This is a genomic window from Arthrobacter sp. LAR12-1-1.1, from assembly GCF_040676555.1.
Classification (GTDB): Bacteria; Actinomycetota; Actinomycetes; order Actinomycetales; family Micrococcaceae; genus Arthrobacter.
In genome coordinates, this window is sequence record NZ_JBEGIG010000078.1 from 117,285 (window position 1) to 144,215 (window position 26,931).

Sequence of the window (26,931 nt, forward strand, 5' to 3'; positions counted from 1 at the left end):
TGCCCGCAGGCCGCGCCTACATCAAAATCTACGGCGAAAACAGCCAGGCAAGCTGGGGCAGGACCTACACCCTCAACACCACCCTGACCGCGGGGACCGGCGAACTCGAACCCAACAGCAGCACCGCAGCCGCAACAGTGGTGCCCCTTGGAACCACCATTTCCGGTTCAACACTTAGCGCAAACTACTACGACACCGATTACTACGCGATCGACCTGCCCAAGGCAGGCAGGGCCGGCCTGAACTTCAAGTTCCCCGCCGGCCTCGGCACCGGTTCCCTCTATACGCTCAGGATCTACAGCGCCAACGGCACCGAGCTCTACGGCTTCGACCTCGACGGCACCGACGCTGACGGAACCTCGCTCGCCAGCCAACAAATCAACCTCCCCGTTGGCCGCGCCTACATCAAAATCTACGGCGAAAACAGCCAGGCAAGCTGGGGCAAGACCTACACCCTCAACCTGGGCTGGATTTGGTCCACAACTCCGGTACCAGGCATCTCCGGGACTGCCCAAGTGGGCCGGACCCTGACCGCGGTTACTGGAACCTGGTCGCCCACGCCGGACGTACTGCGTTTCCAGTGGTTCCGCTCCGGAACCGCCATCACGGGGGCGACAGGGAACGCCTACACCCTGCTTGCCGCCGACTACGGCAAGATCATCACTCTGAAAGTCACCGGGAGCAAGGCCGGGTACCCCAGCATCACCAAGACCTCCGCCGCCACAGCAGCAGTCGCGAAAGGCTCCCTAATAGCGCCGATACCGACCATCACGGGCACGGCTAAGGTCGGCTTGATCCTGACGGCGACGCCGGGAACCTGGGGACCATCACCGGTGACCCTGACGTATCAGTGGAAAGCCAACGGCGTCGCCATCACCGGCGCGACCGCCACAACCTACAAGCCTGTTGCAGCCGACGTCGGCAAAACCCTCACCGTCACCGTCACCGGAACCAAGACCGGCTACACCACCGCCGCGAAGACCTCCGCCGCCACAGCAGCAGTCGCGAAAGGCTCCCTAATAGCGCCGATACCGACCATCACGGGCACGGCTAAGGTCGGCTTGATCCTGACGGCGACGCCGGGAACCTGGGGACCGTCACCGGTGACCCTGACGTATCAGTGGAAAGCCAACGGCGTCGCCATCACCGGCGCGACCGCCACAACCTACAAGCCTGTTGCAGCCGACGTCGGCAAAACCCTCACCGTCACCGTCACCGGAACCAAGACCGGCTACACCACCGCCGCGAAGACCTCCGCCGCCACAGCAGCGGTCGTTTGACGGCGGTAGATGGATCCGGCCGCCTAAATTAACGGTCAGACACCACTGCTTCTACCTGCGGGCGCAGATCAAGGCGTAGGAGCCAGCACGAATTGCAGCTCCCAAGCCTTTCGTCGGAATGGAAAGCTGCGGTGCAGCGTTTGCGCCGCCTGGGCGAGCCCCACGTACGTGCCCTGCCTTGGCCTCCCAGATCCACTCCCACTGCCTGGGCGGGGGCCGCCTCATCGCTGCGCTACTCCGGCACTTGTCGGGAATGGCGGCAGTTGGGGGTACACCCTTTTCCGGGCGCGGGAGGGTAGCGTTCCATTATGAGTGCGCAGCAGCCTGACGATGTGTACACGCACGGCCACCACGAGTCGGTGGTCCGTGCCCATGCCTCCCGCACGGCGGAGAACTCGGCAGCGTTCGTGCTCCCGCATCTGATGCCCGGGACCTCCGTCCTCGACGTCGGCTGCGGCCCGGGCAGCATCACCTGCGACTTCGCGGAGCTGGTGGCGCCGGGCATGGTCACGGGCCTGGACCGCTCCCCCGACATCATCGCCCAGGCCGCGGCCCTCGCCGTCGAGCGGGGCCTGGACAACGTCGGCTTTGCCGCCGGCAACATCTACGACCTCGACTTCCCGGACGAATCCTTCGACGTCGTCCACGCCCATCAGGTCCTCCAGCACCTCACGGACCCGGTCGCGGCGCTGCGGGAGATGCGCCGGGCGGCCAAGGCAGGCGGGATTGTGGCGGTGCGCGACGCCGACTTCCACGGAATGAGCTGGTACCCGGCCATCCCCGAGCTCGACGACTGGATGGAGCTCTACCAGCGGATCGCGCGCCGCAATGGCGCCGAGCCCGACGCCGGCCGCCGGCTCGTGTCCTGGGCGCAGGCCGCCGGCTTCACGGATGTGGCGCCGTCCAGCAGCAACTGGCTCTACGCCACTGGGCATGAGCGGCGCTGGCAGGCCCGGGTGTGGGGCGAGCGGGTGCTGCATTCGTCCTTTGCCGACCAGGCGCTCGAGTACGGCCTGGCCAGCGAGGCGGACCTGGCCCGGATTTCCGCGGGCTGGCACCGGTGGGGCTCCACCGACGACGGCTGGTTCCTGATTCCCAACGGCGAGGTCATCGCCCGGGCTTGAGCGGCCGTAGGCGGTCACAGGACCGGCACAGCATGCCGAAAGCGCAGCCATAACTCCACGTCTAAGGCTGGTTCCAGGCCGAAAACTCGGCCGGTCCGGCATCCGGGCCTCTGCGAAGGAGTTTCACAATGGCAAAGATCAACAAGACCACCGCGGGCATCATGCTCGCTGCGGTGATTGGCGGCGGCGCCATCGGCGCGTCGGCCATCCCCGCGATGGCTGCCGATTCGACCAGCAGCTCGTCCTCCACCCAGGCCACCGATGGGTACGGCACCGGCGGCCAGCGGGGCCCGCACCAGGCCAACGGCAAGACGGAGGAGGTCCTTACCGGCGACACCGCCACAAAGGTCGAGGCTGCGGTGAAGGCCGCCCAGCCGGACGCGACGATCGAAAGGATGGAGACCGACGCCGACGGCGCAACCTACGAAGCCCACATCACTAAGGCGGACGGCACCCGCGCTACCGTCCTGCTGGATGCGAACTTCACCGTGACCGAAACCCAGGAAGGCCAGGGCGGCCCCGGCGGAGGCCATGGCGGCCCGGGCAGCACCGCCACGGATGGGTACACTTCCAACGGCTAACCCTCAGCGGGCCTTGGGCGCGCCCCGGGCACGCCCAAGGCTCGCGGGGCTGGCGGCGCAGCCAGCCTCCGGGGCGGGTCGCTGACGAGATTTCGGCAGCCATTCCGTGCTTCCGGATCAGCGGATAGGGTGCACTAGAGACCCGCTAGAGACCCACGGTAAGGAGAACCCCATGCGCAAGTTGACGGCCGGCCTTTTCTGCTCAGTGGACGGCGTGGTTGAAGACCCGTTCCTGTGGCAATTCGACAGCTTCGACGAAGAGCTGGGTGCCGGAATGGGCGAGATGATGGGCCGGATCGACACCGCGCTCCTGGGCCGCGTCGGGTACCAGCAGTGGGCGGAGTACTGGCCAAACGCCGAGAGCGACGCCGACTTCGCCGGGTTCATCAATCCGCTGCCGAAGTTTGTCGCGTCCCGGACCTTGACCGGGGAGCTGGAGTGGCAGAATTCGCGCCTGATCGAGGGCCCGCTGGAGGACTTTGTTGCGGGCCTGAAGGACAGCGACGGCGGCGAAATAGGGGTTTTCAGCAGCATCTCTCTGGTCCACCAGCTGCTGTTCGCCGGGCTGCTCGACACATTGATGCTGATCGTCCATCCCGTGATCGCGGGCAGCGGGCGGCGTTTGTTCAACGACGGCGATCCCCTCACCCGGCTGGAGCTGCAGTCGTCCCAGCAGACCAGCAAAGGCAACATGATCCTCAGCTACGGCCTCCGCCGAGACTGACTCCCGTCATCAATCAGGCCGGCGGCGGCCTGGACCGTAAACTTGGCGGGTGCAACCCTCCCTTTGGCTGGCCCTGGCCGGCGCCGGCGTCCTGATCAGCTTCACTCCCGGCGCGGGCGCCATCAACACGATGAGCAATTCCCTGAACTCGGGATTCCGCCGTTCCCTCTGGGGCATCCTGGGCCAGCAGGCCGCCCTCGTGGTGCACATCCTGATCGTGGCCCTCGGCGTCGGGGTGCTCGTGGCGAGCTCACCGGTCGCCTTCAACGTGATCCGCTACGCCGGCGCCGCCTACCTGGTCTACCTGGGCATCCGGCAGTTCCTGCACAAGCCGGATCTGGACCAGGAGAAGGCCGCCGCCCTGCGCAACGAACCGGGCCTCTCCATGTTCCGCCGCGGCCTGTGGGTCAACCTGCTCAACCCCAAAGCCGTGGTCTTCTTCCTGGCCTTCATGCCCCAGTTCATCCGGCCGGAGCAGCCGCTGCTGCCGCAGTACGTGGTCCTGGCCGCCACCGTGATCGTGATCGACGTCCTCGTCATGTGGTTCTTCTTCGCGGCGGCGGCCCGATCCTTCCAGCGCTTCACCCGCGACGCCGGCGGACAGAAAGTGCTGAACCGGACATTCGGAGGGCTCTTTGTCGGCGTCGGCATCCTGCTGGCGGCGATCCACTAGGCACGTTCCACTAAGTTCGGGGGCCGCCGCCCGGACCGGATCACAGCCCGATCACCAGTCCGGGTCAGAGCCCGGGTGTCACCGACAGCGCCCGCGCCGTACCCGCCAGCTCGGGGGCTTCCCGGGCCACGATTTCCTCGACGTAGGCAGTGGCAGCGTCGGCGAGCCCGTCGTAGAGGCGGACAAGGAGTTCCCTGGCCTCTGTCCGCGGCCAGGCCTCCGGCAGGAGCTCGGCGGGAAGATCCGGGTCACTCCAGGGGAACGCCCGCCACGCATCCATCAGTTCAGTCCTGACCCTGAAGGCCTCCGCCGGGCTGACCGTTCCGGCGTCGAGGCGTTCAGCCCAGGGCGTGAATTTTTCGGTAAAGGGCCGGTATTGTTCCCTGAACTCCTGCGGTGACCAGGCCTCCACGAGCCGTTTGCCGCGGAGGCTGGATTCAGCGGTTCGGAAGATGACGTAGTCGTCCACGCCATAGCCCTTGCAGGTTTTTTCGAGTTCCTCGGAGTGGTCGCGCGGAGAGACCCACAGCGCCCCGAACAGCGGCGCGAATCCGCGCCACCGCAGGCGTGAGCGGAACATCTCGCGGACATCCCGCGACGTCTCCGGAATCGAAAACGCGATGACGGTCCAGTGGCCGTCCCATTGGCGGGACTGTTCGCCGAAGACGGAGACCTGCTCGAGGCCGTGACGGAGCCGGTTGCGCGCGCCCTGGGTGATGCGGTAGCGCGACGTACGCCCGGCACTGGATTGTTCGAGCACACCCCGGGACGCCAGGCGGCTCAGCGCCGTCGCCGACGCCGAGGCCGTAATTCCCAGACCCGCGGCCAGGGCAGCGATGAGCCGGGACGGCAGCCATTCCTCGCTCTTGAACCAGTAGTCAACCAGCAGGGTGAGCAGCTGGTGCTGGGTGGACGGCCCCTTCAAAGGCCGCGGAAAGTCGATGGCCAGGTCCGGGTCCATGCCGGGTAGGGAGGCCGGCCGCTCGCTCATCACGACTCCATCATGCCAGTCACATTCGCCGCCATTTTTATTTTGCACTTACATTGACGGACGCTGAATCAAGTGCATACTATTGCAACCAGAGTGACGGAGGCCACAGCCGACCCCGCCCGCCCTGCTCAGCATGCGAGCCCAAGATCTTCCCCCAGCCTCACCTTTCCCCGCTAAATCCCTGCCCACCTAGGAGATCCGCAATGACCGCTGGTCCCATCGTTCCGCCGACGCCGTTGACGCCGCCCGCGGACCAGGCCCGCCCCGTTTCCCCCGAGGGAACCAAACATGCCCGCCGCGCCGCCACCGCCAGCTTCATCGGCAGCACCCTGGAGTACTACGACTTCTTCATCTACGGTTCGGCGTCCGCCCTGATCTTCAACAAGATCTTTTTCCCCGGCATCGATCCCGCCCTCGGCACTATCCTGTCCATGGCCACCATCGGCATCGGCTACGTCATCCGCCCTCTCGCGGCCAGCGTCATCGGCCACTATGGCGACCGCCTCGGACGCCGTCAGATGCTGGTCCTGACGCTCGTGGTCATGGGCGTGGCCACCTTCCTCATCGGCTGCCTGCCGCCGGCATCCGCCATCGGTGCGGCCGCCCCGGTCCTCCTGGTCGTCCTGCGCGCACTTCAGGGTGCCTCCGCCGCCGGCGAATCCGTCGGCGCCGTCACCATGACCATGGAACATGCCCCCAGCAACAAGCGGGCCTTCTACAGCAGCTGGGTCAACACCGGCGCCGTCGCCGGGATCATGCTCGCCTCTTTGGCTTTCCTGGCAGTGTCCCTGCTCCCGCAGGAGGACCTGCTCAGCTGGGGATGGCGGCTGCCGTTCCTCGCCAGCATCCTGGTGGTCGCCGTCGGCCTCTGGATCCGCCTCCGGTTGCCCGAATCCGAGGTGTTCGAAGCCACGAAGGAAGCGGAAACCGAGAAGGAACTGCCCATCAAGGTGGTCCTCCGCGATCACTGGCGCACCATCGTCAAAGTCATCTTCTTTGGGCTCTGGAGCGTGGTGTCGTCGGTCTTCGCGGCCTTCGGGCTGGCCTACGCGACCGGAAAATTCGGAATCCCGTCCGCTGTCATGCTCGGGGTCACCATCGCCACGGCCGCCCTGGGCATCATCGCCCAGCCCTATGCCGGCATCCTGGCCGACCGGATCGGCCGCAAGCCGGTCTTCATCACCGGCAACATCATTTGCGCCGTGGCCGCCTTCGCCTACTTCTGGTCCATCAGCACCGCGTCCATACCGCTGATCTTCGCCAGCGGGATCCTCTTTATGACCGTCGGCTACGGGATGGTCAACCCGCTGGGCCCGGCCATGACGGCCGAAATGTTCCCGACGAAGATCCGCTACTCCGGTGCCGCCACGGCCTCGCAGCTGGGCCTCGTTGTCACCGGCTTCGCGCCGGCCATCGCCGCGGCCATTGTCCAACCCGGCCCCACCGGGTGGATTCCCGTGGCCGCCTTCACCGCGGCCTGCTGCCTTGCTTCGGCAGCCGTGACCGCCATCTGGGTCAAGGAAACCTACAACGTCCCCACCGAGGCGCTGGGTACCAGGGAATCCGCGAACGCCTAGATCCTGATTCCCGGACAGTGCGGAGGGGGCGGCCGGGCAGCATCTGGCCGCTCCCCTCCGCACTTCCCGAACAACCCACAGCCCTCGAACACACCACAGTCCCTGACCAAAGCAGTGAGGAACCCTTCCGTGACACCGCGCCCCGCGCTAAAACCCGTGCTAATTGAACAAGACGTCGAAACCCGGATGCCGGATGGCACCATCCTGCGATCCACGGTGTACCGCCCGGCGGACGGGGAACCGTGCCCGGTGCTGCTGACCAGGACGCCCTACGGACGCGACCTCTCCGTCAACTCCGCCTACTTCAACCCCGCAACCGTCGCGGCCGCGGGCTACGTGGTCATCATGCAGGACTGCCGCGGGCGCTTCGGCTCCGACGGGGTCTTCGACCCGTCCGCCAATGAAGCGTCCGACGGCGCCGCAACCGTCGAGTGGGCCGCACTGCTGCCGTACTCCAACGGTGCCGTGGGGATGTGGGGCCGGTCCTACTTCGCGGAGACACAGTGGCGGGCAGCGTCCCTGGCTCCAAACGGCCTCACCGCCCTCTCGCTCGGAATCTCCGCCGGGGCCAACGCGAACAACGGCTCCCTGTACCGCGGCGGCGCCTACGAGCTCGGCAGCCGGTTCAGCTGGGGCCACGCCTCTATCTCAGCCAACGAACTCCTCCGCGAATATGCGGGCGACCCGGAACTGCAGGGCAAGGAATTCCAGGCGTGGCTGGATCTGGACCGCTCATTTTCCGACGGCAGCGCCCTCGACACCCTGCCGCTGCGGGAACTCTCGGCACAGCTTGGCACATTCATGAACCGCCATGTCCTTCCTTCGGCCGGAGAATCGCCGGGCAACAGTTTCACGCGCCTGTGGGACGAAGCATCCATCAAGCCGGTGTCACTGCCTACACTGCACATCGGCGGCTGGTTCGACATCTTCTGCCCCAGCACCCTCTCCCAGTACGCGATGCAGCTCGAGCACAGCCGAACGGGGGCTGCACCTGCGCCCCGGCTTGTCGTGGGCCCGTGGGCCCACACGAACTTCTCCGGCAGCTACCCCGAGGTGAGCTTCGGACTGAGCGCGGCCGGGGGGATGATGAACGGCCTTGGGGATCTTTCCGGGCTCCAGACGGCCTGGTTCGACGCCGTGCTCAAGGACGAACCCGAGCGGCTCCACCACGTCCCGGCCGTGCTGCTCTACTTCATGGGCGAAAACCAGTGGCGCGGCTTTGATGAGTTGCCTTCGCCCCGCAGCCACCGCTCCTGGTTCTTCGGCGCGGACGGGTCGCTGCAGGACACTCCGGGATCCGGCGGCTCCGTCGAATACGACTACGACCCCCTGGACCCGGTCCCCACCGCGGGCGGCGCCACCATGATCCACGGGGTCTTTCCCGCGGGCCCAGCCATGCAGCACGCCGTGGAGTCCCGCGCCGACGTCCTCACCTTTACCTCAGAGGCGTTCGAGGAGCCGGTCACCCTGTTCGGCGAGGTCAGCGCCACGTTCTTTGCGTCTTCCACCGCCGTGGACACGGACTTCGTGGTGCGGCTCTGCCGGGTCGCTCCGGACGGCACATCCCTGGGCTTTGCCGACGGCATTGTCCGCGCCTCCTGGCGGGAAAGCCACGCCGGGACAGGGCTGTACCAGCCGGGCCACGCGCCGTCGCTGATCGAACCCGGCCGGCCGTATGAATACACCGTAAACCTCTGGCAGACGGCCTACACCTTTGCCCCCGGCGAGCGGCTCCGCGTCCAGGTCACGTCCAGCTGCCACCCGCGCTGGGACCGCAACCTCAACACCGGCAAGCTGGCCTATGACTCCACCGACGCGGTGGTGGCCACGCAGAGCGTACTGTTCGGTGCTAACAACCCCAGCCGGCTGACGGCTGGAATCCTGTGAGCGCGCCATCGCCTGAAGCCCCAGAAGCCCCGGGGCTGACCTTCCTCGCGGAACTCTCGGTCACCGTCGGCGAGCCGATCGACGTCGGGCCAACGCCGGAGGGCCACCGGCGCGTCATCCCGATCACGGGCGGAACGGTCAGCGGGCCGGCCCTGAACGGGCGGGTCCTCCCGGGCGGCGCGGACTACCAGCTCCTCCGGAGCGCCACGCTGACGGAGCTGGACGCCCGGTACGTCCTGGAAACCGACGACGGCCACCGGATCTTCGTGCACAATTCAGCGCTGCGCCACGGAAGCGCCGGGGACATCGAACTGCTGAACTCCGGCGCCGCCGTCGATCCTTCAAAGATCTACTTCCGCTGCTGGCCGCGGCTCACCACCGCGTCCCCGGCCCTGGAATGGCTGAATACACGCCTCATGCTCGGGACGGGCGAACGGCAGCCCGGGCGGGTGGTCATCAGGATCTTCACGGTCGATTAGCGGCCGCCCGCCTCCCCGACACACGGAAAGGCCGGGGGCGTCCCTGCTCCCGTCAGACGTGCCCGGGCGTCAGCTTCCTCAGGTCTGCCTTCCGGATCTTGCCGCTGGCCGTCCGGGGCATCTCGTCCACGAAGACCACGGACTTGGGGATCTTGTACCGCGCCAGCCGGCCCTCCAGGTGGGAGCGCAGCTGCTCTTCGGTGAGCCGGGCCCCGTCCCGGAGCAGCACCACGGCCCGCGGCACCTCGCCCCATTTCTCGTCCGGCACGCCGATCACCGCGACACTGCCGACGGCGTCGAGCTCGGCGATCGCCTGTTCCACCTCGGCCGGGTAGATGTTCTCGCCGCCGGAAATGATCATGTCCTTGAGCCGGTCGGAGATGAACACGAAGCCGTCCGGGTCCTTGTAGCCCATGTCACCGGATTTGAACCAGCCGTCCGCGGTGTAGGAATCCGCCGAGGCCTCGGGCCGGTTCCAGTACTGGTGGATGACGTTGGGCCCCTTGATCTGGATCTCCCCTACGGTTCCGGGCGCGGCGGGGCCCGCCTCCGGGTCCAGGGGATCGGCCACCCGGACATCGGTGAAGAAATGCGGCAGCCCCGAGGACCCGGCTTTGTCCCTGGACCGGGCCGCCGGCAGCGTGGTGGCGCCCGGGGCCGTCTCGGTCATGCCGTAGCCGTTGGAGAAGCGCAGTCCGCGCCGCTCGTAGGCTTCCAGGACCCGCATCGGCACGGCGGACCCGCCGCACGTCAGTTTGTTCAACGAACTGAGGTCCGTGGCGTCCCAGTCGGGATGTTCACACAGCATCTGGTACGTGGTGGGCACCCCGCTGATGGTCGTTGCGCGGTGCCGCTCGATCAGCTCCAGCGTCCGGCGCGGATCGAACTTGGCCTCCAGGACCACCGTGCCGCCCTTCAGGAGGGTGGGCAGGACGCCCATGTCGAGGGAGGCGACGTGGAACATCGGGGAGATCATGAGGGCGACGTCGGTGGAGGAAAAGTCGAAATCGACCAGTACGTTGACGCAGTTCCACGTGATGTTGCCGTGCGTCAGGAGCGCGCCTTTGGGGTTTCCGGTGGTTCCGGAGGTGTAAAGGATCATGGCCGCGTCGTCCAGGCCCACGGGCTCGTCCGGCGGCAGCGCCGCACCGGAGGCGATCACCGTCTCAAACACCTCAACGCCGGTTCCGCCGGCCGCACCGCCGTCGATGCCGTTGGGCCCTGTTTTGTCGGGCACTGATGAATCCTCGACGACGATCCGCGAACCCACCGCGGTGTCCGCCGAGCCGCGTTCCGCGAGCACCGCGAGCGCCGCCGAGTGGACCAGCAGGACCGCGCCGCTGTCCCGGAGCTGGAACTGGATCTCGGGCGGCGCCAGCCGGGTGTTCAGCGGGACGAAGACCGCCCCGGCCAGGCCGGCGGCGAAGAGGGTCTCCAGGAAGGAGGGATCGTTTTCGCCCAGGTAGGCCACCCTGTCGCCCTTGGCCACACCGCGGTCCCGGAGGGCGTTGGCGAGCCGGGTGGAACGATCCGCGAGCTGGGCGTAGCTCAGCTCCCTGTCCCCTGCGATGACGGCGCTCTTGGTGCCCGACTTCGGGCGGCGCCGTTGCAGCCACGAGCCGATGCCAAAATTCTCCACGGCAAATCCTTTCTAGTTAGACGGTAGCGCCTGCGGGCCGGTCAGGACCCGACAGCCTGCAGATCGTTGTTCTTGGGCTCGCGCGTCAGCAGGATGAAGACGATCGACACGACGGACATGATGGCCAGGTACCAGACCACCGAGGAGATGTCCTGTCCGGAATCCTTGAAGATCTGCGCCACGATGCCCGGCGTGAATCCCGCGCCAAGGAGCGTGGCGAGCTGGTAGCCCAGCGAGGCGCCGGTGTAGCGCGAGGTGGTGCCGAACTGCTCGGATACGAAGGCCGCGAGCGGGCCGAAAAGGGTGGAGTGGATCATCAGGCCGACGGCGAATGCCACGAAGATCAGCCCGATGTTGTTGGAGGACAGGAGCTGGAACATCGGCGTGAGGTACAGGATGAACAGCACCAGGCCGCCGATCATCACGGGCCGCCGTCCCAGCTTGTCGGAGAGCCGGCCGCCCATGATGACGAAGGCGATGGATACGAACGAAGCTGCCGCGAAGGCGTAGAGCACGCCCTGCCGGTCCGCGCCCTTGGACACGGCATAGGTCACGGAGAACGTGGCCAGCACCACCTGGAGCGCAAACCCGGCCGCGCCGGCCAGCATGGTGAAGATCAGGGTCTTGGGCCGGCGCAGGACCTGCAGGAGGGGAATCTCGCGGCGCACCGGCGCGCTGCCCTGCGCCCTCCGCTGCGGCTGGGCGTGGTCCTGTTCGGCCTGCTCCCGCTCGGCTTTCTCTTGTTCGGCCTTCTCTTGCTCCAGTGCCGCCTTGAAGATGGGGCTTTCGGAGACCTTGAGCCGGACGAACATGCCGATGCCCAGGAGGACGAAGGAGAGCAGGAACGGCACGCGCCAGCCCCAGGCCAGGAACTGCTCGTTGGGCAGGGCCGCGAAGACGCCCATGACCAGGGTGCCCAGCACCGCGCCGGTGGGGGCGCCGGCGTTGACGAACGAGGCCGCGAAGCCGCGCTTGCCCGATTCCGAATGCTCCAGCGCCATGAGGGCGGCACCGCCCCACTCCCCGCCCACGGCAATGCCCTGGCACACGCGGAGGAATACGAGCATCACGGCACCCCAGGCGCCGGCCACTGCGGCGCCCGGCACCAGCCCGATCAGGGTGGAGGCGATGCCCATGACCAGCATCGAGACGATCAGCATGTTCTTGCGTCCAAGCCTGTCGCCGAAGTGGCCGAAAATGATGCCGCCGAGGGGCCGCGCGACATAGCCGGCGGCGAACGTCCCGTACGCGGCCACCACGCCCACCCACTCATCCGCCCCGGAGAAGAACACCTTGGGAAAGACCACGGCGGCGGCCGTGGCGTAGAGCAGGAAGTCGTAGTACTCGATGGTGCTGCCGAGATAGCTGGAGGCTATGACGGTCCGTGCTTCACGGCGACGCGTACCCGCGTCCATGGCCTGCAACTGCGAAATTTGGGACATCGTTGTTCCTTGTGGGCAGAGGGATGAGGCAGAGGGATGGTGAAGTGGCTGGGGCGGCTTACTTGTAGAAGCGGGCGAGGAACTCGGCCACGACGGCCGGGCGCTCCTGGCCTTCGATCTCGATCGTGTTGGCCACCTTGATCTGGGCGCCGCCCTTGACCTCGGTGACCTCTGCGATGGTGGCCCGCATGCGGATGCGTGAACCCACCTTGACCGGCGAGGTGAAGCGGACCTTGTCGAGGCCGTAGTTGACCTTGGTGGTGACGCCGTCGACGTCGAAAAGCTCGCCCCAGAACGGGATGATGAGCGAGAGCGTGAGGAAGCCGTGGGCGATCGGGGCGCCGAAGGGGCCGTCCTTGGCGCGTTCCGGGTCCACGTGGATCCACTGATCATCGCCCGTGGCGTCGGCGAACTTGTTGATCTGTTCCTGGGTGATTTCGCGGTAGTCGGTGACGCCGAGGTCGGTGCCGGCGAGGGTGAGCAGTTTGTCGAAGTCGACGACGAGGTTGGGCATCTTTGGCTCCTGTGATGGTTTGGATGAGTCGAACGACGGCGGCGGGACGCGCCGTCGTCAGCGGGTCAAGGGCGTCAGCGGGTGAAGGCGCTTTCGCCGGTGAGGGCGCGGCCGACGATCAGGGCATTGATCTCGTGGGTGCCCTCGTAGGAATAGACGGCCTCGGCATCGGCATGGAACCGCGCGACGTCGGACGCGAGCGTGATGCCGTTGCCGCCCACCACTTCGCGGGCCAGGGCTACGGTTTCGCGCATCAGCAGGGAGGTCTGCATCTTGGCCAGGGCTGAGTCCTGGTCGCGGTAGATGCCCTTGGCCTGCTGTTCGGTCAGCCGGACCACGAGGGACAGCGACGAGGTCAGGTTTCCCAGCATCCGGGCGAGCTTCTCCTGGACGAGCTGGAAGGAGCCCAGCGGGCGGCCGAACTGCTGCCGCTGGGTGACATACTTCAGTGCCGCTTCGAAGGCCCCGGCCTGGATGCCGGTGGCGATCCACGCGACGTCCGAGCGCATGGCCCGCAGCATCGCGGCCACGTCCCGGAACGAGTTCACGTTGTGGAGCCGCCTGGCCTCGGGAACGCGGACGCCGTCGAGGGTGATGTGGGCGTTCTGCATCATCCGCAGCGCGGTCTTGCCGCGGATCTTCTCCAGGGTCACGCCGGCGGCCTCGCGGTCCACGAGGAAGGCCTTGACCTGCCCGTCGGCGACGTCCCGGGCGAAAACGGCCAGGACGTCGGCCGTTGCCGCGCCGCCGATCCAGCGCTTGGCGCCGTCCAGGACCCAGGTGTCGCCGTCCGGGCCGGGCTCCCTGCGGGCGGTGGTCGCGAGTCCCCCGGCGATGTCCGAGCCGGACTCCGGCTCGGTCAGCGAGAAGACGCCCTTGAGCGAGAAGTCGATGACCCTGGGCATCCACTCGGCCTGTTGTTCCGCGGAGGCGCCGACCCGGATGGCGGTCCGGAACAGCCCGGCCTGGGCCGTGTACCAGGTGGCCAGCGAGGCGTCCGTCCGGGCGAGTTCGAAGATCCGGAACCCCTGGTAGATTCCCCGGGCGGGTACCGGCTCTGCACCCGGAGCGCCGGTCAGTTCCGCCGGTTCCATGAGGTCCAGATCGGTCAGCGGCCGGGCCAGCTGGTCCGGGAACTCGCCGCGCTCCCAGTAGTCGGCCAGGAGCGGGCGGGCCTGGGTGTCCAGGAACTCCCGCAGCCGCCCCAGCACTTTCCGCTCCCCGTCCGTGAGGAGGGATTCGGCATCGTAGTAGTCGCACACGCTGTAGAGGCGCTCCTGCGCTGTCTTCTGGGGGGCGGTTTCCACGGACACCTCAGCCACCGAGCCCGAGCAGGCGGACAGCGTTGTCCTTGAGGATCTTGGGCCGAACCTCGTCCTTGAGCGGCAGGTCCGCGAAGGCGCCCAGCCATTTCTGCGGCGTGATGAGCGGGAAGTCGGTGCCAAAGAGGACCTTGTCCTGCAGGACCGAGTTGGCCATGCGGACCAGGGACTCGGGGAAGTACTTCGGAGACCAGCCGGAGAGGTCGATGAAAACGTTCGCCTTGTGCGTGGCGATCGAGTTGGCCTCGTCCTGCCACGGCACCGAGGGGTGGGCCATGATGATCTGCAGTTCCGGGAAGTCCGCGGCCACGGCGTCGAGCAGGAGCGGGTTGGAATAGGCCAGCTTGATGCCGTAGCCGCCGGGGAGACCGGCGCCCATGCCGTTCTGGCCGGTGTGGAAGATGGCCGGCAGGCCCAGCTCCTGGAGGGTTTCCCAGAGCGGGTAGAACTGCTCGCTGGAAGGGTCGAAGCCCTGCAGGCTCGGATGGAACTTGAAGCCGCGGGCGCCGAGGTCCACGGCCTGGTGCTTGGCGCCCTCGATGGCATCGGTGCCGGTCCGGGGGTCGACGCTGCCGAAGGGGATCAGGACGTCGTTGTTCCGGGCTGCGCCGGCGATGAGTTCGGGGATGCTGTTGGGCTCGTGCTTGAGCTGGGTCCGGGCGTCGACGGTGAAGACGACGGCGGCCATGTTCAGTTCGCGGTAGACCTCGGCAATCCGGTCCAGCGAGGGGCTGCGGTCCTCGGCCTTGAAGTACTTGGCGGAGGCCTCGGTCAGGGCCGCAGGAAGGGATTCGTGGCCGTGGCCGTCCACTTCGAGGTGGACGTGCATGTCGATCGCATCCAGGGCGGCGGCGTCGATGCCGAGTTCGTAGCGCTGCGCGGCCATCTCAGCGGACCTGTGCCGTTACTGCGGCCGGTGCCGCCTGCGAGGGTGCGGGCTGCGCCGGCTGCAGGTCCGCCGGCAGCGGCAGGAAGTCCTCGCCCACGCTTTGCAGCTTGTCCCCGAAGAGCGCGCCGAAGTTGTCCACGAGGTCCTGGTAGCCCCAGCCGCCCTCGCGGTACTCGGTGGCGGCGGCCTCGGGGTGGGTCCAGAGCTGCAGCCGGTCGCCGCCGGCGCCGATCGCCTGGCCGGTGACGCCTGCGGCAGCGTCGGAGGCGAGGAAGGCCACCAGCCCGGCAACGTCGTCGGCCGTACCAAAGCCGAGGTCGTGGCGGAAGAAGGCCGGCATCGCCTCGCCGCGCTCATCGGCCTCGACAGCCTTCTGGAAGTACGGGACGGTCTTGGTCATGGCCGTGGCGGCCACGGGAATGACGGCGTTGGCGGTGACGCCTGCCTTCTTCATTTCCAGGGCCCAGGTGCGCACCATGCCCACGATCCCGGCCTTCGCGGCGGCGTAGTTGGTCTGGCCGAAGTTGCCGCGCTGGCCGGTCGGGGAGCCGATGGTGATGATGCGGCCGGCAATGCCGTGCTCCTTGAAGTGGCCGAACGCCTCCCGGGCGCAGGTGAAGGTGCCGCGCAGGTGGACGTTGATCACGGCGTCGAAGTCCTCGTCGGTCATCTTCAGCAGGCTCTTGTCGCGCAGGATGCCGGCGTTGGTGACCAGGATGTCCAGCCGGCCGAACTCCGTGACGGCCGCCTGCACCAGCTGCTTGGCGACGTCGGAGCTGCCCACCGGGGCCACGACGGCGGCTGCGCGGCCGCCGTCGGACTGAATCGTCCGGACGGCATCGGCGGCGACGCCGGCGTCCACATCGTTGACGACGACGGCGGCGCCCTGGCGGGCCAGTTCCCGGGCGTAGGCTAGGCCGAGGCCCCGTCCGCTTCCGGTGACGATTGCTACTTTTCCTGACAGGCTCATTGCCGCTCCTTTGCTAGCTGCCTTGTGCATCCGGCCCCGCGGCATGGGATGCTGTTCTGTATCCATGAAAATATGGATAGTTGAAAAAGTCAACGATTTATTTTTTGGACTATTGGAGTTGGGCATGGCGACCGAAGTTGACGACAAGCCGGGCAGCGAGCCGGCGGAGAAGCTCATGGCGGCGACCATCAGCCAGGACGCGGGCTTCCTGCTGGCCAAGCTGCATGCCGGCGGGTCGGTCCTGAACAACCACGCACTGGCCGCGTTCGATCTCAAGGAGCGCTCGTATTCGGTGCTGGCCCTGGCCAACAGCGAGCTGGAACCAACCCAGCGAGAGATGGCCGAATTCCTCAGCCTGGACCCGAGCCAGATTGTCGCCCTGCTCGATGAGCTGGAGCAGCGCGGGCTGGTGATCCGGGCGCCCGGGAAGCTGGACCGGCGCGCCAAGATCGTCTCCTCGACCCCGGAGGGGGCAGCGGTCTTCCGGCGGGCCGAGGCGGCGGCGCGGGACGCGGAATCCGCCGCCCTGGCCGGCCTCAGCGCCACGGAGATCGCCACACTCAAGGGGCTGCTCCGCAAGGCGCTGTGGGGGCCAGCGGCCTGATCGCGGGCCTGATTCCGGGCCGGGGGCATAGCCTTGGGGCAGGAGGAGCCATGACCGTTCGGAGCGCCGGCATTCTGCTGTACCGGCTAGGAAGTGCATCCCCGCCCAGCGGCGCGCCGCCCCACTCCGGCAGCGCTCAGCAGCTTGAGGTCTGGATAGCGCACATGGGCGGACCGTTCTGGGCCCGCAAGGAAGCTCAAGGCTGGTCCATCCCCAAGGGTGAGTACCCGGCTGACGAGGACCCGCTGACGGCTGCGCACCGCGAATTTGCGGAGGAAATCGGCACCCCGGCACCCGCTGCCGACTACCAACGGCTCGGCGACTTCCGCCAGCCCTCCGGCAAGATCATCACGGTCTTCACGGCCGAATCGGACTTTCAGCCGGAACGAATCGTGAGCAACACCTTCACGCTGGAGTGGCCGAGAGGATCCGGCACGATCAGCAGTTTCCCCGAAATCGACCGCGCCGAATGGACCGCCGAGCCCGAAGCCCGGTCCAGGCTGGTCAAGGGCCAGCTGCCGGTCCTCGACGCGCTGGTCCGGCACCTTGGGCTCGGCCCGGCAGCCCGCGATGCGCCCGCCGACGGGAGGGCGTGACAAAAATTGAATATAGGTTGACATTTGTTGTAATACTTCGCGGGGGCCAGCTAGCCAACAGGCCCGGGATCGTTCATGCTTAGCTATGACCTCAATGTCGAGCCAGTACCGGATCATCGCGGTCTGCACCGGAAACATTTGCCGGTCTCCGATGGCCGAACTCATGCTGGCGGAGGCATTCCGGGCCGGGCACCTCACCGGGGCCGTGGTCGATTCCGCCGGCACCACCGCGTATGAGGCCGGCCGGCCCATCGATCCCCGGGCCGCGCGCAAACTCACAGCCCACAACATCGCATCGGACCGCCACGTGGCGCGCGAATGGCGGCCCGAATGGTTCGCAAACCGGGAGCTGATCCTGGCCCTCGACGTCGACCACTACGGCTGGCTGCGGCAGGCAGCACCGGACCAGGAATCCCTGGCCAAGATCCTCATGCTCCGCAGCTTCGACCCCGCCGTGGCGGACAAGGACCCGCTGGAGCAGGGCATCGAGGACCCGTGGTACGGCGGCCACACCGACTTCGACACCACCTGGAACCTCATCCGGGCCTCAGTTCCGGGGATCGTGCAGCACGTGCGCACCGAGCTTCAGCGGCAGAACGGGCAACATCACGGCAGCGAAGGTCAGCGGGTACGCTCTATTTCATGAGCCCCGCACCCGTCATCATCGCAATCGACGGACGGTCCGGCTCCGGCAAGACCACCCTGGCCATCGAACTGGCGGCGCGGCTCAGGGAACACCACAAAGTCTCGCTCTTCCACCTCGAGGACATCTATCCGGGCTGGAACGGGCTCGCCGCCGGGATTGAACGCTATGTCACCACCGTGCTCTCGCCCTTGCGGCGCGGGGAGAGCGCGGAATGGGTCAGCTGGGACTGGGAGCGGCACTACGACGGCGATGCGCGCACCACCCGCCCTGCCGAAATCGTCCTGGTGGAGGGCGTCGGCGCCGCCGCAGCGGCGGCACTCCCCCTGCTGGACGCCGTGATCTGGGCGGACTCCTCCGACGACGACCGCCGGGCCAGGGCACTGGCCCGGGACGGCGACACCTACGAACCGTTTTGGGACCAGTGGGCGGCCCAGGAAGCGGAGTGGCTGGCGGCCGACGACGTCCCGGCCCGCGCGGATGTGCACGTACTTAACCGTGCGGACGGCACCGCCCCCGACGACGTCCTCCAGGCCCTCCAGTACATCCCGGCCGTCGCCCCCGCCCTGCTGCCTGAACGCGCCGCCCGGCGCGGCCTGCAGCTGCTGGCCGAACGGATCGACGCCCAGCCCGAGGCCGAGCAGCTGTTTGCGGCGCTTTTCGGCGATTCGGCCAACGCCGTATGGCTCGACTCCTCCCTCGACCCGGCAGGCCTCGCCCCGGAGGCCGCGGAGCGCAGCCGCTTCAGCATCCTGGCCGACGACGGCGGCCGCTTCGGCCAGGCCGTCCGGCACAGTTCCGGACGGACCCGTGTCAGTACGGGCCGGGCCACAGCGACCACCGACGGCCCGTTCTTCCGCTGGCTCGACGGCGTTTGGGGGCGCCGGGCGCTCCATGCGCCCGCGGCCTACCCGTGCGAGTTCACCCTGGGCTGGCTCGGGTACCTCGGCTATGAGCTCAAACGCGAAACCGGCGGCAATGACGTGGCCGCCGCCACCCCGGACGCCTGCCTGATCTTCGCCGGCCGCGCCGTGGTCCTTGACCGCGCCGAGGGCACAGCCTGGCTGCTGACCCTGGACGCGCCCGACGCCGGGGACTGGCTCGAGGCGGCCCGCGCGGCCGTCGCCGCGGCCGCATCGGCGCCCGCATCCGCGCCGTCCGCGTCCACGTCCACGTCCACGTCCACGTTCAGTGCCCGGCAACTGGCTGCCCCGCGTTTCACTGCACGGGACACGGAAGCCGGCTACAAGGCAAAGGTCACTGAGGCCCAGCGTGAGATTGCGGAAGGCAATACGTACGAGGTCTGCCTGACCACGGCGCTCACCGCTGCCTCGCCTGCGGGCCGTCAGGGGATGGATCCGTGGCCGACCTATCTGGACCTGCGGCGCCGCAACCCGGCCCCCTTCGCCAGCTATCTGCGGTTCGGCGAGCTCGCTGTGGCGAGCACGTCGCCGGAGCGCTTCCTGCGGATTGCCGCGGACGGCAGGATGCGGGCCGAACCTATCAAGGGCACGCGCCGCCGGGACGCGGAACCGGGCGCGGACGCTGCCCTGCGGGAGGAACTGGAGTCCTCGGCCAAGGACCGCGCGGAAAACATCATGATCGTGGACCTGCTGCGCAATGACCTCAGCCATTTCGCCGTCCCGGGCTCGGTGGCCGTCAGCCGGCTGTGTGCGATCGAGAGCTACGCCACCGTGCACCAGATGGTGAGCACCATCGATGCCCGGCTGCGGCCCGGACTGCCGCGGGCCGAGGCGGTCGCCGCCTGTTTCCCCGCCGGCTCGATGACCGGCGCCCCGAAGGTCAGCACCATGGCCATCCTGGACCGGCTGGAGGCCGCGCCGCGGGGCGTGTACTCCGGCGCGATCGGCTACTTCTCCCTGAACGGGGCCGCCGACCTCTCCGTGGCGATCCGGACCCTCGTGATCAGCGCCCTGGGCGACGGCACCGCCGACGTGAGTCTCGGCGTCGGCGGCGCCGTCACCGCCGACTCGTCCCCGCAGGAGGAGTACGAGGAAGTCCGGGCCAAGGCGTTCGGCGTGCTCTCGGCGCTCGGTGCCGAGTTCCCCCAAGGCTGACGTTCACGACGGCTGACGTTCACGACGCCTGACGTTCCGAAGGCTGCCCCGCCGGCGGCCGGACTACTGCAGGGTTGCGCTCAGCCTTGCCACGTTGTCCACGTACTTGGCTTTCATGGGCCGTTTCATCCAGTCCTCCAGCAGGAGTTCGTGCGAAATGCTCCGGTATGTGTCCTCCACGGCGCGGATCCTCTGCACGATGTCCTCGCCGAGGAGCATCACGGAGACCTCGAGGTTCAACGAGAAGGAGCGCATGTCCATGTTGCTGGAGCCCAGCACGGCAACCTCGTCATCGATGGTGAAGTGCTTGGCGTGCAGCACGAACGGCGCCTTGTAGAGGTAGATCCGCACGCCTGCCTCGAGCAGGGCCTGGTAGTACGACTGCTGCGCGTGGTGGACCAGGAACTGGTCGCCCTTTTCCGAGACGAACAGTTCCACCTCGACGCCGCGCTGCGCCGCCGTGGTCACCGCGTAGAGCAGCGAGTCGTCCGGGACGAAATAGGGGCTGCAGAGCGAGATCCTGTGCTGCGCCGAATAAATGAGGGTGTTGAACAGCCGCAGGTTGTTCTCGGTGACAAAACCCGGGCCGCTGGGGACCACCTGCGCCGTGATGTTTCCGGCGTGGGGCTCGGGCCGGTGTTCCAGCTGCCCTTCAAGGGATTCGTCGGTTTCGCTGAGCCAGTCGGTCGCGAAGGCTACGTTCAGCGTGGTGACAATCGGCCCGCGCATGCAGGCCATGAGCTCCACCCATTCACGGCCCACTTTGCGGTGCTTGGGGTTGTTGTAGGACGGCTCGATCAGGTTCTGGGATCCCGTGAAGGCGATCTCGCCGTCGATCACCATGATCTTGCGGTGGTTGCGGAGATCCGGCCGCCGCCACTGCCCCTGCAACGGGTTCAGCGGCAGCATGGGCCGCCAGCGGATCTTGCTGGCGTTGAGCCGGGCCTTGAGCTGCTTGTAGCCCTTGATGCGAAGGCTGCCGAGGTGGTCGAACAGGACGCGGACCTCGACGCCGCGCTCCGCCGCCTCTTCCATTGCGGTGAACAGATCGTCCGTGACGTGGTCGGTGCTCATGATGTAGAACTCGGCGTTGACGAAGGATTTGGCGCCGCGGACGGCCGCGGCCATCGCCTTGATGGAGTCGGGGTAGCCGGGCAGCAGCTCCACGCTGTTGCCGTCCACCATTGGCAGCGAGCCCAGCGTCTTGTTCAGTTCAGCGGCGGAGGCCACCCATTCGGGTCCGTCGTAGCGGCTTTCGACTTCTTCCAAGTCCGACGTCCCGGCCCGGATCCGGGTGTTGACAGCGTCCTGTTGGGCACGGCGCCGGCGGGAGAGCCGGAAGTTGCCAAACAGCAGGAACAGGGCCAGCCCAAGGATGGGCACAATGAAGATGCCCAGCAGCCACGCCATCGCTGTGGTGGGCCGCCGGTTCCCTGGGATGATGCCCAGGACCAGGACGCGGATGGCGAAGTCGATTACCGTCAGGATCAAAACCGCCCAGGACGGTAAAGTTTCCGCCAGCGGAAATGGCCACAGCACAGGCGAACCCCTAAAAGTACAAGCCCGCGGAACAGTTCCGGAACGGGCAACGAGCAAATCCTATCCCGGGACCACCGAGACTAAGCTGGAGCCATGATCTCTGCAGCCCCTGTTCCTGCGCCCGCGACCGTGCTGGTCTTCCTCGACCCGGCGTTCGACGGCGGCCGCGTTGCCGACGCGTCGCAGCCGCAACTGATGGCCACGGACCTGGGCGCCACCCGCGGCGACGGCGTTTTCGAATCCCTCCTGGCTGTGGGCGGCCGGCCCCGCAAGATCCAGGCGCACCTGACCCGGCTGGCCGGCTCTGCCCGGCTGCTGGAGCTGGACATCCCTGCCGAGGACGCGTGGCGGCGGGCAGTGGAAACCGTCCTCCGCGAGTTCCGGGGGAAGGATCCTGCCGCGGCTGCAACAGGCGGCGCGGACGAAGACGAGGTTGTGGTGAAGCTGCTCGTGACCCGCGGGCCGGAGGGCGCCGCCGCCCCCACGTGCTGGGTCCAGGCCTCCGCGCCCGCGGCCGCGGGCCGCCGGCAGCGCGAGACCGGAATCGACGTCATCCTGCTGGACCGTGGCTACGACAGCGAAGTCGGCGAGCGCGCCCCCTGGCTGCTGCTCGGCGCCAAGACCCTCTCCTACGCCGTGAACATGGCGGCGCTGCGCTACGCCCACCGGCACGGCGCCGACGACGTCATCTTCACGTCCGCGGACGGCCGGGTCCTGGAGGGACCGACGTCGACCGTTCTGCTGGCCCACCTGGAAACCGCGGACGACGGCGCCGGTGGCGTCCGCACAACCCGGCGGCTCATCACCCCGCAGCTGGACAGCGGCATTCTGCCGGGGACCTCGCAGGGCGCCCTGTTCACCGCCGCCAAGGCCGCCGGCTGGGAGCTGGGCTACGGCCCGCTGGAGCCGAAGGACCTGCTGGATGCCGACGCGGTCTGGCTGATCTCCAGCATCCGGCTCCTGGCCCCGGTGAACCACATCGACGGCCAGGAAATCGGCACCCCGGAACTGCGACGCCAGCTCACGGCCGAACTCAACGCCCTGTTCGCCACCATCGAATAGTGCGGCCAGGCCGGTGCTGCACGGCAGGCGCCGCTGATACTCACCGGTTTTGCGGCCAGGGACCGCAGTAACGACGGCGGTTTGTGGGAACACGCCGTCCTCCGGCCTCAAAGGTGGGGAGACTCAGCGACTGCGTGAGCACACCGTTCTGCCGGGCCGCGCTTCACCCCAGGGCGTCCGCGGGAACCGCCGGGCACCGCCGGAACGAGGCCGGGTTGAACGCCGGGAGCATGAACGTGGCCAGCACGGCGTCGAGCATTTCCGGGGCCCAGGTGCTGTTCTCTCCCAGGGTCGCGCAGACGCCCAGTACCACGGGGGTTCCGTCCGCGCGGCGGCGAATCCGGACCTGGACCGGCCCGGTCAGCCCGAGCGTGCGGACGGCGGCCAGGCCCAGCTTCCGCACGTCCCCGGCCTGGCTCGCCGGCACCCTGCGGCTGACTTCGTCGCTGCCGGCGTGTCCATACGGGGTCCTGGTCTTCTCGAGGACCACCGCCACCGGCGCCATCGCGTTGCGTGCCGGAGTGCCGAACACCAGGCACACGTAGTCGGCGCCCGGGACAAACTCCTGGACAAGTTGCCCCGCCGGCATGTTCTTCCAGCTAACCGAGGCGGTTCCGGCCAGCACGTGGACACCATGGGAGCCTTTGAAGACCCGCGGCTTGACCACCACGGGCCCGGTGAGGGAGGCGAGGGATGCCGGCGCGGCGGCGAGGTCGCCCGGAACCGCGAACTGGGGCACCGGAATCCCGGCTGCCTGCAACGCCCAGGTGGTAAACAGCTGGTCGTTGGCGAGGGCCACCGCGGCGGGGTCGCCCACGATGATCCGCACGTCCTGGGCGAAACCGGCACGGGCCGCGGCCAGGACCGGAAGTTCCACAGTCAGGGTCGGAATGATGACGTTGATGGCTTCACGGTCCACCAGCCGGCGCAGGTCCAGGATCATGTCCGGGTCCGTCGCCGGCAGGAGCCTGACCGCGGCCGCGGCGGGGGCATCCTCCGCCTGGCGGGAGTCGGCGCGGGCGTCGGAGCCGAGATACGGGAGTCCGCGGGCTTCGAGCTGGGCCGCGACGGTCCGGCCGGCGGCGCTTGCTATCCCGGTAACCAGTATGCGCGGGCCCACAATTGCTCCATTCCGCCGTCACCGGCCGGGCCATGGCTGTAGCTCCGACGGTTCCGGCCACTGATTCACAGACAACTTGTTTTGATGGACAGACGGCTCGATTCACGGACAGCCCGAATAACCTGAGAATCCGGCCGACACGTCGGCCATGTCCTCCAGTAGACGGCGAATCGTCCGCGCACACACGAGTGGGCTGTACCCGAAATTGGAGCCCGCCACTACTCGGCCGCGCCCCGCCCCACGCTGGGCCCGGCCGGCGCCAGCGCCTGGGCGTGGCCCGGTTACGGAACATGACGACGACGGCGGTGCGGGCCGGCGTCGTAGGTGTTACGTTTTTGGGGAGTAATGAGAACCGGTGCCAAGCCCTGACTGGCCGGTCGGCAACCCTCCCTTTTCGCGGCGGGGTGCCTCAGGTGAATACTCGGCAATCGAGAATTCGAGCTGCAAGCGTGAAAGAGGAGATCCGTCGTGCCCCCCACGTCAACACCCGCGGTACCCGAAATACTCAGCACCACAGCACGCAGTGCACCACCTGCCGGCGAGGAAAGACTGGCCTACCGGCTGTTCACCGGCACGGATGACCGCGCCTTTTGTGAGCGCGTGTCCGCCGCCCTGGCCGAGGGCTATGTCCTGCACGGAAGCCCCGCCGCCACCTTCAACGGCAGCACCGTGATCGTGGCGCAGGCGCTGGTCCTGCCGGCCGCGATTGCGAGCGCGGACGCCGCCGTGGCCAATGCAGTCGATGAGCTCGATGCCGACGAGATTGACGCTGTTGGGGCATTCGAGGGCCACGCATGAGCTACGCCGGAGACCTCAGCCCCCATGAGGCGTGGGCCAAGCTGGAGGCTGGAGCCCTCCTGGTGGATGTCCGGACCGAGGGCGAATGGGCCCACATCGGCATCCCGGACACGACGTCCGCGGGCGGAAAGCGGAACGATCCGCTTTTCATCCAGTGGAACCTCGCCGGCGGCGTACCGAACCCGCACTTCGTGGAACAGCTAAGGCGAGAGGCACCGGAGGACTCCGCCGTCGAACTGGTGTTCCTTTGCCGCTCCGGTGTCCGCTCGATCGCCGCCGCGACGGCCGCGACGGCCGCCGGATACACCTCGTACAACGTTCTTGAGGGCTTCGAAGGCGAGACCGACCGTTTTGGCGACCGCACCGTCAACGGCTGGAAGAACCGCGGCCTGCCCACCAACCTTGGAAAGATCTGATGACTTTCAATCCCGACGCCGCCGGCTGGGCCGCCGACACCCAGGCTGTCCGCGGCGGCCTTGACCGCACCGGCTTCCAGGAAACCACCGAGCCGATCTTCCTCAACTCCGGATTCGTCTACGAGTCCGCGGCCGCCGCCGAGCGTGCCTTCACCGGGGAAGACGAGCGCTTCGTCTACTCCCGCTACGGCAATCCGTCCGTCGCCACGTTCCAGGAGCGGCTCCGGCTGCTCGAGGGAACCGAGGCGTGTTTTGCGACGGCGTCCGGCATGTCCGCCGTCTTCACCGCGCTGGGCGCGCTGTTGGCTGCCGGCGACCGCGTAGTCGCAGCCCGCTCGCTGTTCGGCTCGTGCTTTGTGATCCTCAACGAGATCCTGCCGCGCTGGGGTGTCGAGACGGTCTTCGTGGACGGCCCGGACCTGGAACAATGGCGCTCTGCCCTGTCCGAGCCGGCCACGGCGGTATTCTTCGAGTCGCCGTCGAACCCCATGCAGGAAATCGTGGACATCGCCGCGGTGAGCGAACTGGCGCATGCGGCCGGGGCCACGGTGGTGGTCGACAACGTCTTCGCCACCCCGCTGCTGCAGCGCTGCGGAGAGCTCGGCGCGGACGTGGTGGTCTACTCCGGCACCAAGCACATCGACGGCCAGGGCCGCGTGCTCGGCGGGGCGATCCTGGGCACCAAGGAATTCATCGACGGGCCCGTCAAGCAGCTCATGCGGCACACCGGTCCGGCGCTCTCGGCCTTCAATGCCTGGGTGCTCACCAAGGGCCTGGAGACCATGGCCCTGCGCGTCAACCATTCCTCGGCCTCCGCCCTGCGGCTGGCCGAATGGCTCGAGGGACAGCCTGCGGTCAGCTGGGTCAAGTACCCGCTGCTGCCATCCCACCCGCAGTACCCACTCGCCGTGAAGCAGATGAAGGCCGGCGGGACGGTGCTCACGCTGGAGCTTTCGCCCTCGCCGGGACGCACCGCGAAGCAGGCCGCCTTCGCGCTGCTGGACGCGCTGCGGATCATCGACATCTCCAACAACCTGGGTGATGCCAAGACGCTCATCACGCATCCTGCGACTACGACGCACCGCGCGATGGGCCCGGAAGGCCGTGCGGCGATCGGGCTCAGCGACGGCGTGGTCCGGCTTTCGGTGGGCCTGGAGGACGTGGAGGACCTGATCCGCGACCTCGGCCAGGCGCTCAAGCAGGTCTAGCGCTCAAGCAGGTCTAGCGCTCAAGCAGGTCTGGGCCAACGCAGGTCTGGGCCAACGCGGGCGGGGTGGCCGGGAAGGCCCCGGTCCGAAAACCGGACCGGGGCCGGGACGCGGGCTAGAGGTTTGCCAGCAGGGCCTTCATTTCCTGGATTTCAGCTTCCTGGGAGGTCACGATTGCCTTGCTGAGGATGAGGGCTTCCGGGTTCTTGCCTTGGCTGCTTTCAGTCTTGGCCATCATCACCGCGCCCTCATGGTGGGCGATCATCCGGGTCAGGAACAGCTTGGCCGCATCGGTTCCCTGGGCGGCGTCGAGCTTGGTGAGATCGTCACCGCCCATCATTGCGTCGCCCATGCTGTGGCCGCCGGCCATCTGGGTGGGTTCGTTCCAGGTCTTGAGCCAGACCGTCATCTTTTCGATTTCGGGTGCCTGTGCAGCCTTGATCTTCGTGGCGAGTGCGGCGATCCGGGCGTCCATGCTCTGCTTCTTGAGCATCATGTCGCTCATTTCCACGGCCTGGGCGTGGTGCGGGATCATCTCCTGGGTGAACATGGTGTCTGCCGCGTTGTGGTCCGAGGCGGCGGGGGCCGGGCTGGACGACATGCCCATGCCGCCGCTCATGCCGGGCATGGTGCCGGCGGGTGAACTTCCGGAGTTGCCCGCGCAGCCGGCAAGGGCGATGGCGGCGGCGATGCCAAGGGCAGAAATGGTCAGGGTCTTCTTCATGGGGGTCAAGTCCTTCAATAGCCAAAATGGCGTTGTTGCACGCCTGCGGAT

At 67.6% G+C, this 26,931-nt stretch carries 25 protein-coding genes, 1 pseudogene and 1 riboswitch; of the genes and pseudogenes, 16 read left to right on the plus strand and 10 right to left on the minus strand.

The genetic code is table 11. The annotated features are described in order from the left end of the window. From MRBLAR12_RS22640 to MRBLAR12_RS22660, 5 genes and pseudogenes are all read left to right on the plus strand, one after another. Positions 1-1,280: pseudogene (locus MRBLAR12_RS22640) on the plus strand (hypothetical protein); the annotation flags it as partial. Positions 1,281-1,588: 308 nt separating this feature from the next. Continuing rightward, positions 1,589-2,404, plus strand: a complete 816-nt coding sequence (locus MRBLAR12_RS22645) for a methyltransferase domain-containing protein (RefSeq protein WP_364748624.1) — start codon at positions 1,589-1,591, stop codon at positions 2,402-2,404. A gap of 128 nt (positions 2,405-2,532) precedes the next feature. Then, complete coding sequence (locus tag MRBLAR12_RS22650) at positions 2,533-2,985, plus strand: hypothetical protein (protein ID WP_364748627.1); 453 nt, start codon at positions 2,533-2,535, stop codon at positions 2,983-2,985. Positions 2,986-3,157: 172 nt separating this feature from the next. Further along, the gene (locus MRBLAR12_RS22655; protein WP_364748629.1) at positions 3,158-3,709 is read left to right on the plus strand and encodes a dihydrofolate reductase family protein; all 552 of its coding nucleotides are present in this window, start codon (positions 3,158-3,160) and stop codon (positions 3,707-3,709) included. 49 nt (positions 3,710-3,758) lie between these two features. Then, positions 3,759-4,382, plus strand: coding sequence for a LysE family transporter (locus MRBLAR12_RS22660; protein WP_229994348.1), 624 nt, complete (start codon positions 3,759-3,761; stop codon positions 4,380-4,382). 64 nt (positions 4,383-4,446) lie between these two features. Here MRBLAR12_RS22660 and MRBLAR12_RS22665 read toward each other — a convergent pair whose 3' ends face one another. Then, positions 4,447-5,373, minus strand: a complete 927-nt coding sequence (locus MRBLAR12_RS22665) for a PaaX family transcriptional regulator C-terminal domain-containing protein (protein ID WP_364748632.1) — start codon at positions 5,371-5,373, stop codon at positions 4,447-4,449. A gap of 203 nt (positions 5,374-5,576) precedes the next feature. Between MRBLAR12_RS22665 and MRBLAR12_RS22670 the strand changes: the two genes are divergently transcribed. From MRBLAR12_RS22670 to MRBLAR12_RS22680, 3 genes are all read left to right on the plus strand, one after another. Continuing rightward, the gene (locus MRBLAR12_RS22670; RefSeq protein ID WP_229993140.1) at positions 5,577-6,950 is read left to right on the plus strand and encodes an MFS transporter; all 1,374 of its coding nucleotides are present in this window, start codon (positions 5,577-5,579) and stop codon (positions 6,948-6,950) included. 129 nt (positions 6,951-7,079) lie between these two features. Continuing rightward, positions 7,080-8,837: a CocE/NonD family hydrolase gene (locus MRBLAR12_RS22675; protein ID WP_364748634.1), complete on the plus strand. Its 1,758-nt coding sequence runs from the start codon at positions 7,080-7,082 to the stop codon at positions 8,835-8,837. Further along, positions 8,834-9,316 (plus strand): DUF3237 domain-containing protein, encoded by a 483-nt coding sequence (locus MRBLAR12_RS22680; protein WP_364748637.1) that lies wholly within the window; start codon positions 8,834-8,836, stop codon positions 9,314-9,316. Before MRBLAR12_RS22675 ends, MRBLAR12_RS22680 begins: the two co-directional genes overlap by 4 nt. Before the next feature lie 52 nt (positions 9,317-9,368). Here MRBLAR12_RS22680 and MRBLAR12_RS22685 read toward each other — a convergent pair whose 3' ends face one another. The 6 genes from MRBLAR12_RS22685 to MRBLAR12_RS22710 all read right to left on the minus strand — a co-directional run bounded on the left by MRBLAR12_RS22685 (position 9,369) and on the right by MRBLAR12_RS22710 (position 16,092). Beyond that, positions 9,369-10,955, minus strand: a complete 1,587-nt coding sequence (locus tag MRBLAR12_RS22685) for an acyl-CoA synthetase (RefSeq protein WP_364748640.1) — start codon at positions 10,953-10,955, stop codon at positions 9,369-9,371. 41 nt (positions 10,956-10,996) lie between these two features. Continuing rightward, on the minus strand, positions 10,997-12,397 hold the full coding sequence (locus MRBLAR12_RS22690) for an MFS transporter (protein ID WP_364748642.1): 1,401 nt from the start codon (positions 12,395-12,397) through the stop codon (positions 10,997-10,999). Between the two features lie 58 nt (positions 12,398-12,455). After that, positions 12,456-12,911 (minus strand): MaoC family dehydratase, encoded by a 456-nt coding sequence (locus MRBLAR12_RS22695; RefSeq protein ID WP_018774069.1) that lies wholly within the window; start codon positions 12,909-12,911, stop codon positions 12,456-12,458. A 74-nt stretch (positions 12,912-12,985) separates the two neighbouring features. Then, positions 12,986-14,218 (minus strand): acyl-CoA dehydrogenase family protein, encoded by a 1,233-nt coding sequence (locus MRBLAR12_RS22700; protein WP_229993135.1) that lies wholly within the window; start codon positions 14,216-14,218, stop codon positions 12,986-12,988. Between the two features lie 7 nt (positions 14,219-14,225). Beyond that, positions 14,226-15,119 carry an amidohydrolase family protein gene (locus tag MRBLAR12_RS22705; RefSeq protein WP_229993134.1) on the minus strand — a complete coding sequence of 298 codons (894 nt, stop codon included), beginning with the start codon at positions 15,117-15,119 and terminating at the stop codon, positions 14,226-14,228. Between the two features lies 1 nt (position 15,120). Next, positions 15,121-16,092, minus strand: a complete 972-nt coding sequence (locus tag MRBLAR12_RS22710; RefSeq protein ID WP_229993133.1) for an SDR family NAD(P)-dependent oxidoreductase — start codon at positions 16,090-16,092, stop codon at positions 15,121-15,123. Between the two features lie 124 nt (positions 16,093-16,216). Here MRBLAR12_RS22710 and MRBLAR12_RS22715 point away from each other — a divergent pair, with 124 nt between their 5' ends. The 4 genes from MRBLAR12_RS22715 to pabB all read left to right on the plus strand — a co-directional run bounded on the left by MRBLAR12_RS22715 (position 16,217) and on the right by pabB (position 20,013). Next, positions 16,217-16,696, plus strand: a complete 480-nt coding sequence (locus tag MRBLAR12_RS22715) for a MarR family winged helix-turn-helix transcriptional regulator (protein WP_364748647.1) — start codon at positions 16,217-16,219, stop codon at positions 16,694-16,696. 50 nt (positions 16,697-16,746) lie between these two features. Next, positions 16,747-17,292, plus strand: a complete 546-nt coding sequence (locus MRBLAR12_RS22720) for an NUDIX domain-containing protein (protein WP_229993131.1) — start codon at positions 16,747-16,749, stop codon at positions 17,290-17,292. Positions 17,293-17,377: 85 nt separating this feature from the next. Beyond that, on the plus strand, positions 17,378-17,938 hold the full coding sequence (locus MRBLAR12_RS22725) for a low molecular weight protein-tyrosine-phosphatase (RefSeq protein ID WP_229993130.1): 561 nt from the start codon (positions 17,378-17,380) through the stop codon (positions 17,936-17,938). Next, complete coding sequence (pabB, locus tag MRBLAR12_RS22730; protein ID WP_364748651.1) at positions 17,935-20,013, plus strand: aminodeoxychorismate synthase component I; 2,079 nt, start codon at positions 17,935-17,937, stop codon at positions 20,011-20,013. The genes MRBLAR12_RS22725 and pabB overlap by 4 nt, the downstream gene beginning before the upstream one ends. A gap of 63 nt (positions 20,014-20,076) precedes the next feature. On the opposite strand, the gene cls is transcribed toward pabB, so the two are convergent. Continuing rightward, entirely contained in the window at positions 20,077-21,552 is a 1,476-nt protein-coding gene (gene cls / locus MRBLAR12_RS22735) for a cardiolipin synthase (RefSeq protein WP_414645567.1), read from the minus strand. A 93-nt stretch (positions 21,553-21,645) separates the two neighbouring features. Between cls and MRBLAR12_RS22740 the strand changes: the two genes are divergently transcribed. After that, positions 21,646-22,614, plus strand: coding sequence for an aminodeoxychorismate lyase (locus MRBLAR12_RS22740; RefSeq protein WP_364748654.1), 969 nt, complete (start codon positions 21,646-21,648; stop codon positions 22,612-22,614). Positions 22,615-22,777: 163 nt separating this feature from the next. Here MRBLAR12_RS22740 and MRBLAR12_RS22745 read toward each other — a convergent pair whose 3' ends face one another. Then, complete coding sequence (locus MRBLAR12_RS22745; protein ID WP_364748657.1) at positions 22,778-23,734, minus strand: hypothetical protein; 957 nt, start codon at positions 23,732-23,734, stop codon at positions 22,778-22,780. A gap of 341 nt (positions 23,735-24,075) precedes the next feature. Then, a riboswitch (SAM riboswitch) is annotated at positions 24,076-24,190 on the plus strand. A gap of 12 nt (positions 24,191-24,202) precedes the next feature. Here MRBLAR12_RS22745 and MRBLAR12_RS22750 point away from each other — a divergent pair. The 3 genes from MRBLAR12_RS22750 to MRBLAR12_RS22760 are packed head-to-tail and all read left to right on the plus strand — an operon-like array spanning position 24,203 to position 26,156. Beyond that, complete coding sequence (locus MRBLAR12_RS22750) at positions 24,203-24,532, plus strand: DUF1737 domain-containing protein (protein WP_414645568.1); 330 nt, start codon at positions 24,203-24,205, stop codon at positions 24,530-24,532. Further along, complete coding sequence (locus MRBLAR12_RS22755) at positions 24,529-24,948, plus strand: rhodanese-like domain-containing protein (protein ID WP_364748659.1); 420 nt, start codon at positions 24,529-24,531, stop codon at positions 24,946-24,948. Before MRBLAR12_RS22750 ends, MRBLAR12_RS22755 begins: the two co-directional genes overlap by 4 nt. Next, positions 24,948-26,156: an O-succinylhomoserine sulfhydrylase gene (locus MRBLAR12_RS22760; RefSeq protein ID WP_364748662.1), complete on the plus strand. Its 1,209-nt coding sequence runs from the start codon at positions 24,948-24,950 to the stop codon at positions 26,154-26,156. Before MRBLAR12_RS22755 ends, MRBLAR12_RS22760 begins: the two co-directional genes overlap by 1 nt. 115 nt (positions 26,157-26,271) lie before the next feature. Here MRBLAR12_RS22760 and MRBLAR12_RS22765 read toward each other — a convergent pair whose 3' ends face one another. Beyond that, the gene (locus MRBLAR12_RS22765) at positions 26,272-26,880 is read right to left on the minus strand and encodes a DUF305 domain-containing protein (RefSeq protein ID WP_364748665.1); all 609 of its coding nucleotides are present in this window, start codon (positions 26,878-26,880) and stop codon (positions 26,272-26,274) included. Positions 26,881-26,931 lie beyond the last annotated feature (51 nt).

What these genes read in the sequence shown, in the direction of transcription:
- MRBLAR12_RS22740 (WP_364748654.1), top strand. Translation starts at nt 21,646, where the DNA reads ATGATCTCTGCAGCCCCTGTTCCTGCGCCCGCGACCGTGCTGGTCTTC.
- MRBLAR12_RS22705 (WP_229993134.1), bottom strand. Translation starts at nt 15,119, where the DNA reads ATGGCCGCGCAGCGCTACGAACTCGGCATCGACGCCGCCGCCCTGGAT.
- MRBLAR12_RS22715 (WP_364748647.1), top strand. Translation starts at nt 16,217, where the DNA reads ATGGCGACCGAAGTTGACGACAAGCCGGGCAGCGAGCCGGCGGAGAAG.
- MRBLAR12_RS22645 (WP_364748624.1), top strand. Translation starts at nt 1,589, where the DNA reads ATGAGTGCGCAGCAGCCTGACGATGTGTACACGCACGGCCACCACGAG.
- MRBLAR12_RS22765 (WP_364748665.1), bottom strand. Translation starts at nt 26,880, where the DNA reads ATGAAGAAGACCCTGACCATTTCTGCCCTTGGCATCGCCGCCGCCATC.
- MRBLAR12_RS22710 (WP_229993133.1), bottom strand. Translation starts at nt 16,092, where the DNA reads ATGAGCCTGTCAGGAAAAGTAGCAATCGTCACCGGAAGCGGACGGGGC.
- pabB (WP_364748651.1), top strand. Translation starts at nt 17,935, where the DNA reads ATGAGCCCCGCACCCGTCATCATCGCAATCGACGGACGGTCCGGCTCC.
- MRBLAR12_RS22755 (WP_364748659.1), top strand. Translation starts at nt 24,529, where the DNA reads ATGAGCTACGCCGGAGACCTCAGCCCCCATGAGGCGTGGGCCAAGCTG.
- MRBLAR12_RS22650 (WP_364748627.1), top strand. Translation starts at nt 2,533, where the DNA reads ATGGCAAAGATCAACAAGACCACCGCGGGCATCATGCTCGCTGCGGTG.
- MRBLAR12_RS22670 (WP_229993140.1), top strand. Translation starts at nt 5,577, where the DNA reads ATGACCGCTGGTCCCATCGTTCCGCCGACGCCGTTGACGCCGCCCGCG.
- MRBLAR12_RS22725 (WP_229993130.1), top strand. Translation starts at nt 17,378, where the DNA reads ATGACCTCAATGTCGAGCCAGTACCGGATCATCGCGGTCTGCACCGGA.
- MRBLAR12_RS22760 (WP_364748662.1), top strand. Translation starts at nt 24,948, where the DNA reads ATGACTTTCAATCCCGACGCCGCCGGCTGGGCCGCCGACACCCAGGCT.
- MRBLAR12_RS22655 (WP_364748629.1), top strand. Translation starts at nt 3,158, where the DNA reads ATGCGCAAGTTGACGGCCGGCCTTTTCTGCTCAGTGGACGGCGTGGTT.
- MRBLAR12_RS22695 (WP_018774069.1), bottom strand. Translation starts at nt 12,911, where the DNA reads ATGCCCAACCTCGTCGTCGACTTCGACAAACTGCTCACCCTCGCCGGC.
- MRBLAR12_RS22720 (WP_229993131.1), top strand. Translation starts at nt 16,747, where the DNA reads ATGACCGTTCGGAGCGCCGGCATTCTGCTGTACCGGCTAGGAAGTGCA.
- MRBLAR12_RS22690 (WP_364748642.1), bottom strand. Translation starts at nt 12,397, where the DNA reads ATGTCCCAAATTTCGCAGTTGCAGGCCATGGACGCGGGTACGCGTCGC.
- MRBLAR12_RS22665 (WP_364748632.1), bottom strand. Translation starts at nt 5,373, where the DNA reads ATGAGCGAGCGGCCGGCCTCCCTACCCGGCATGGACCCGGACCTGGCC.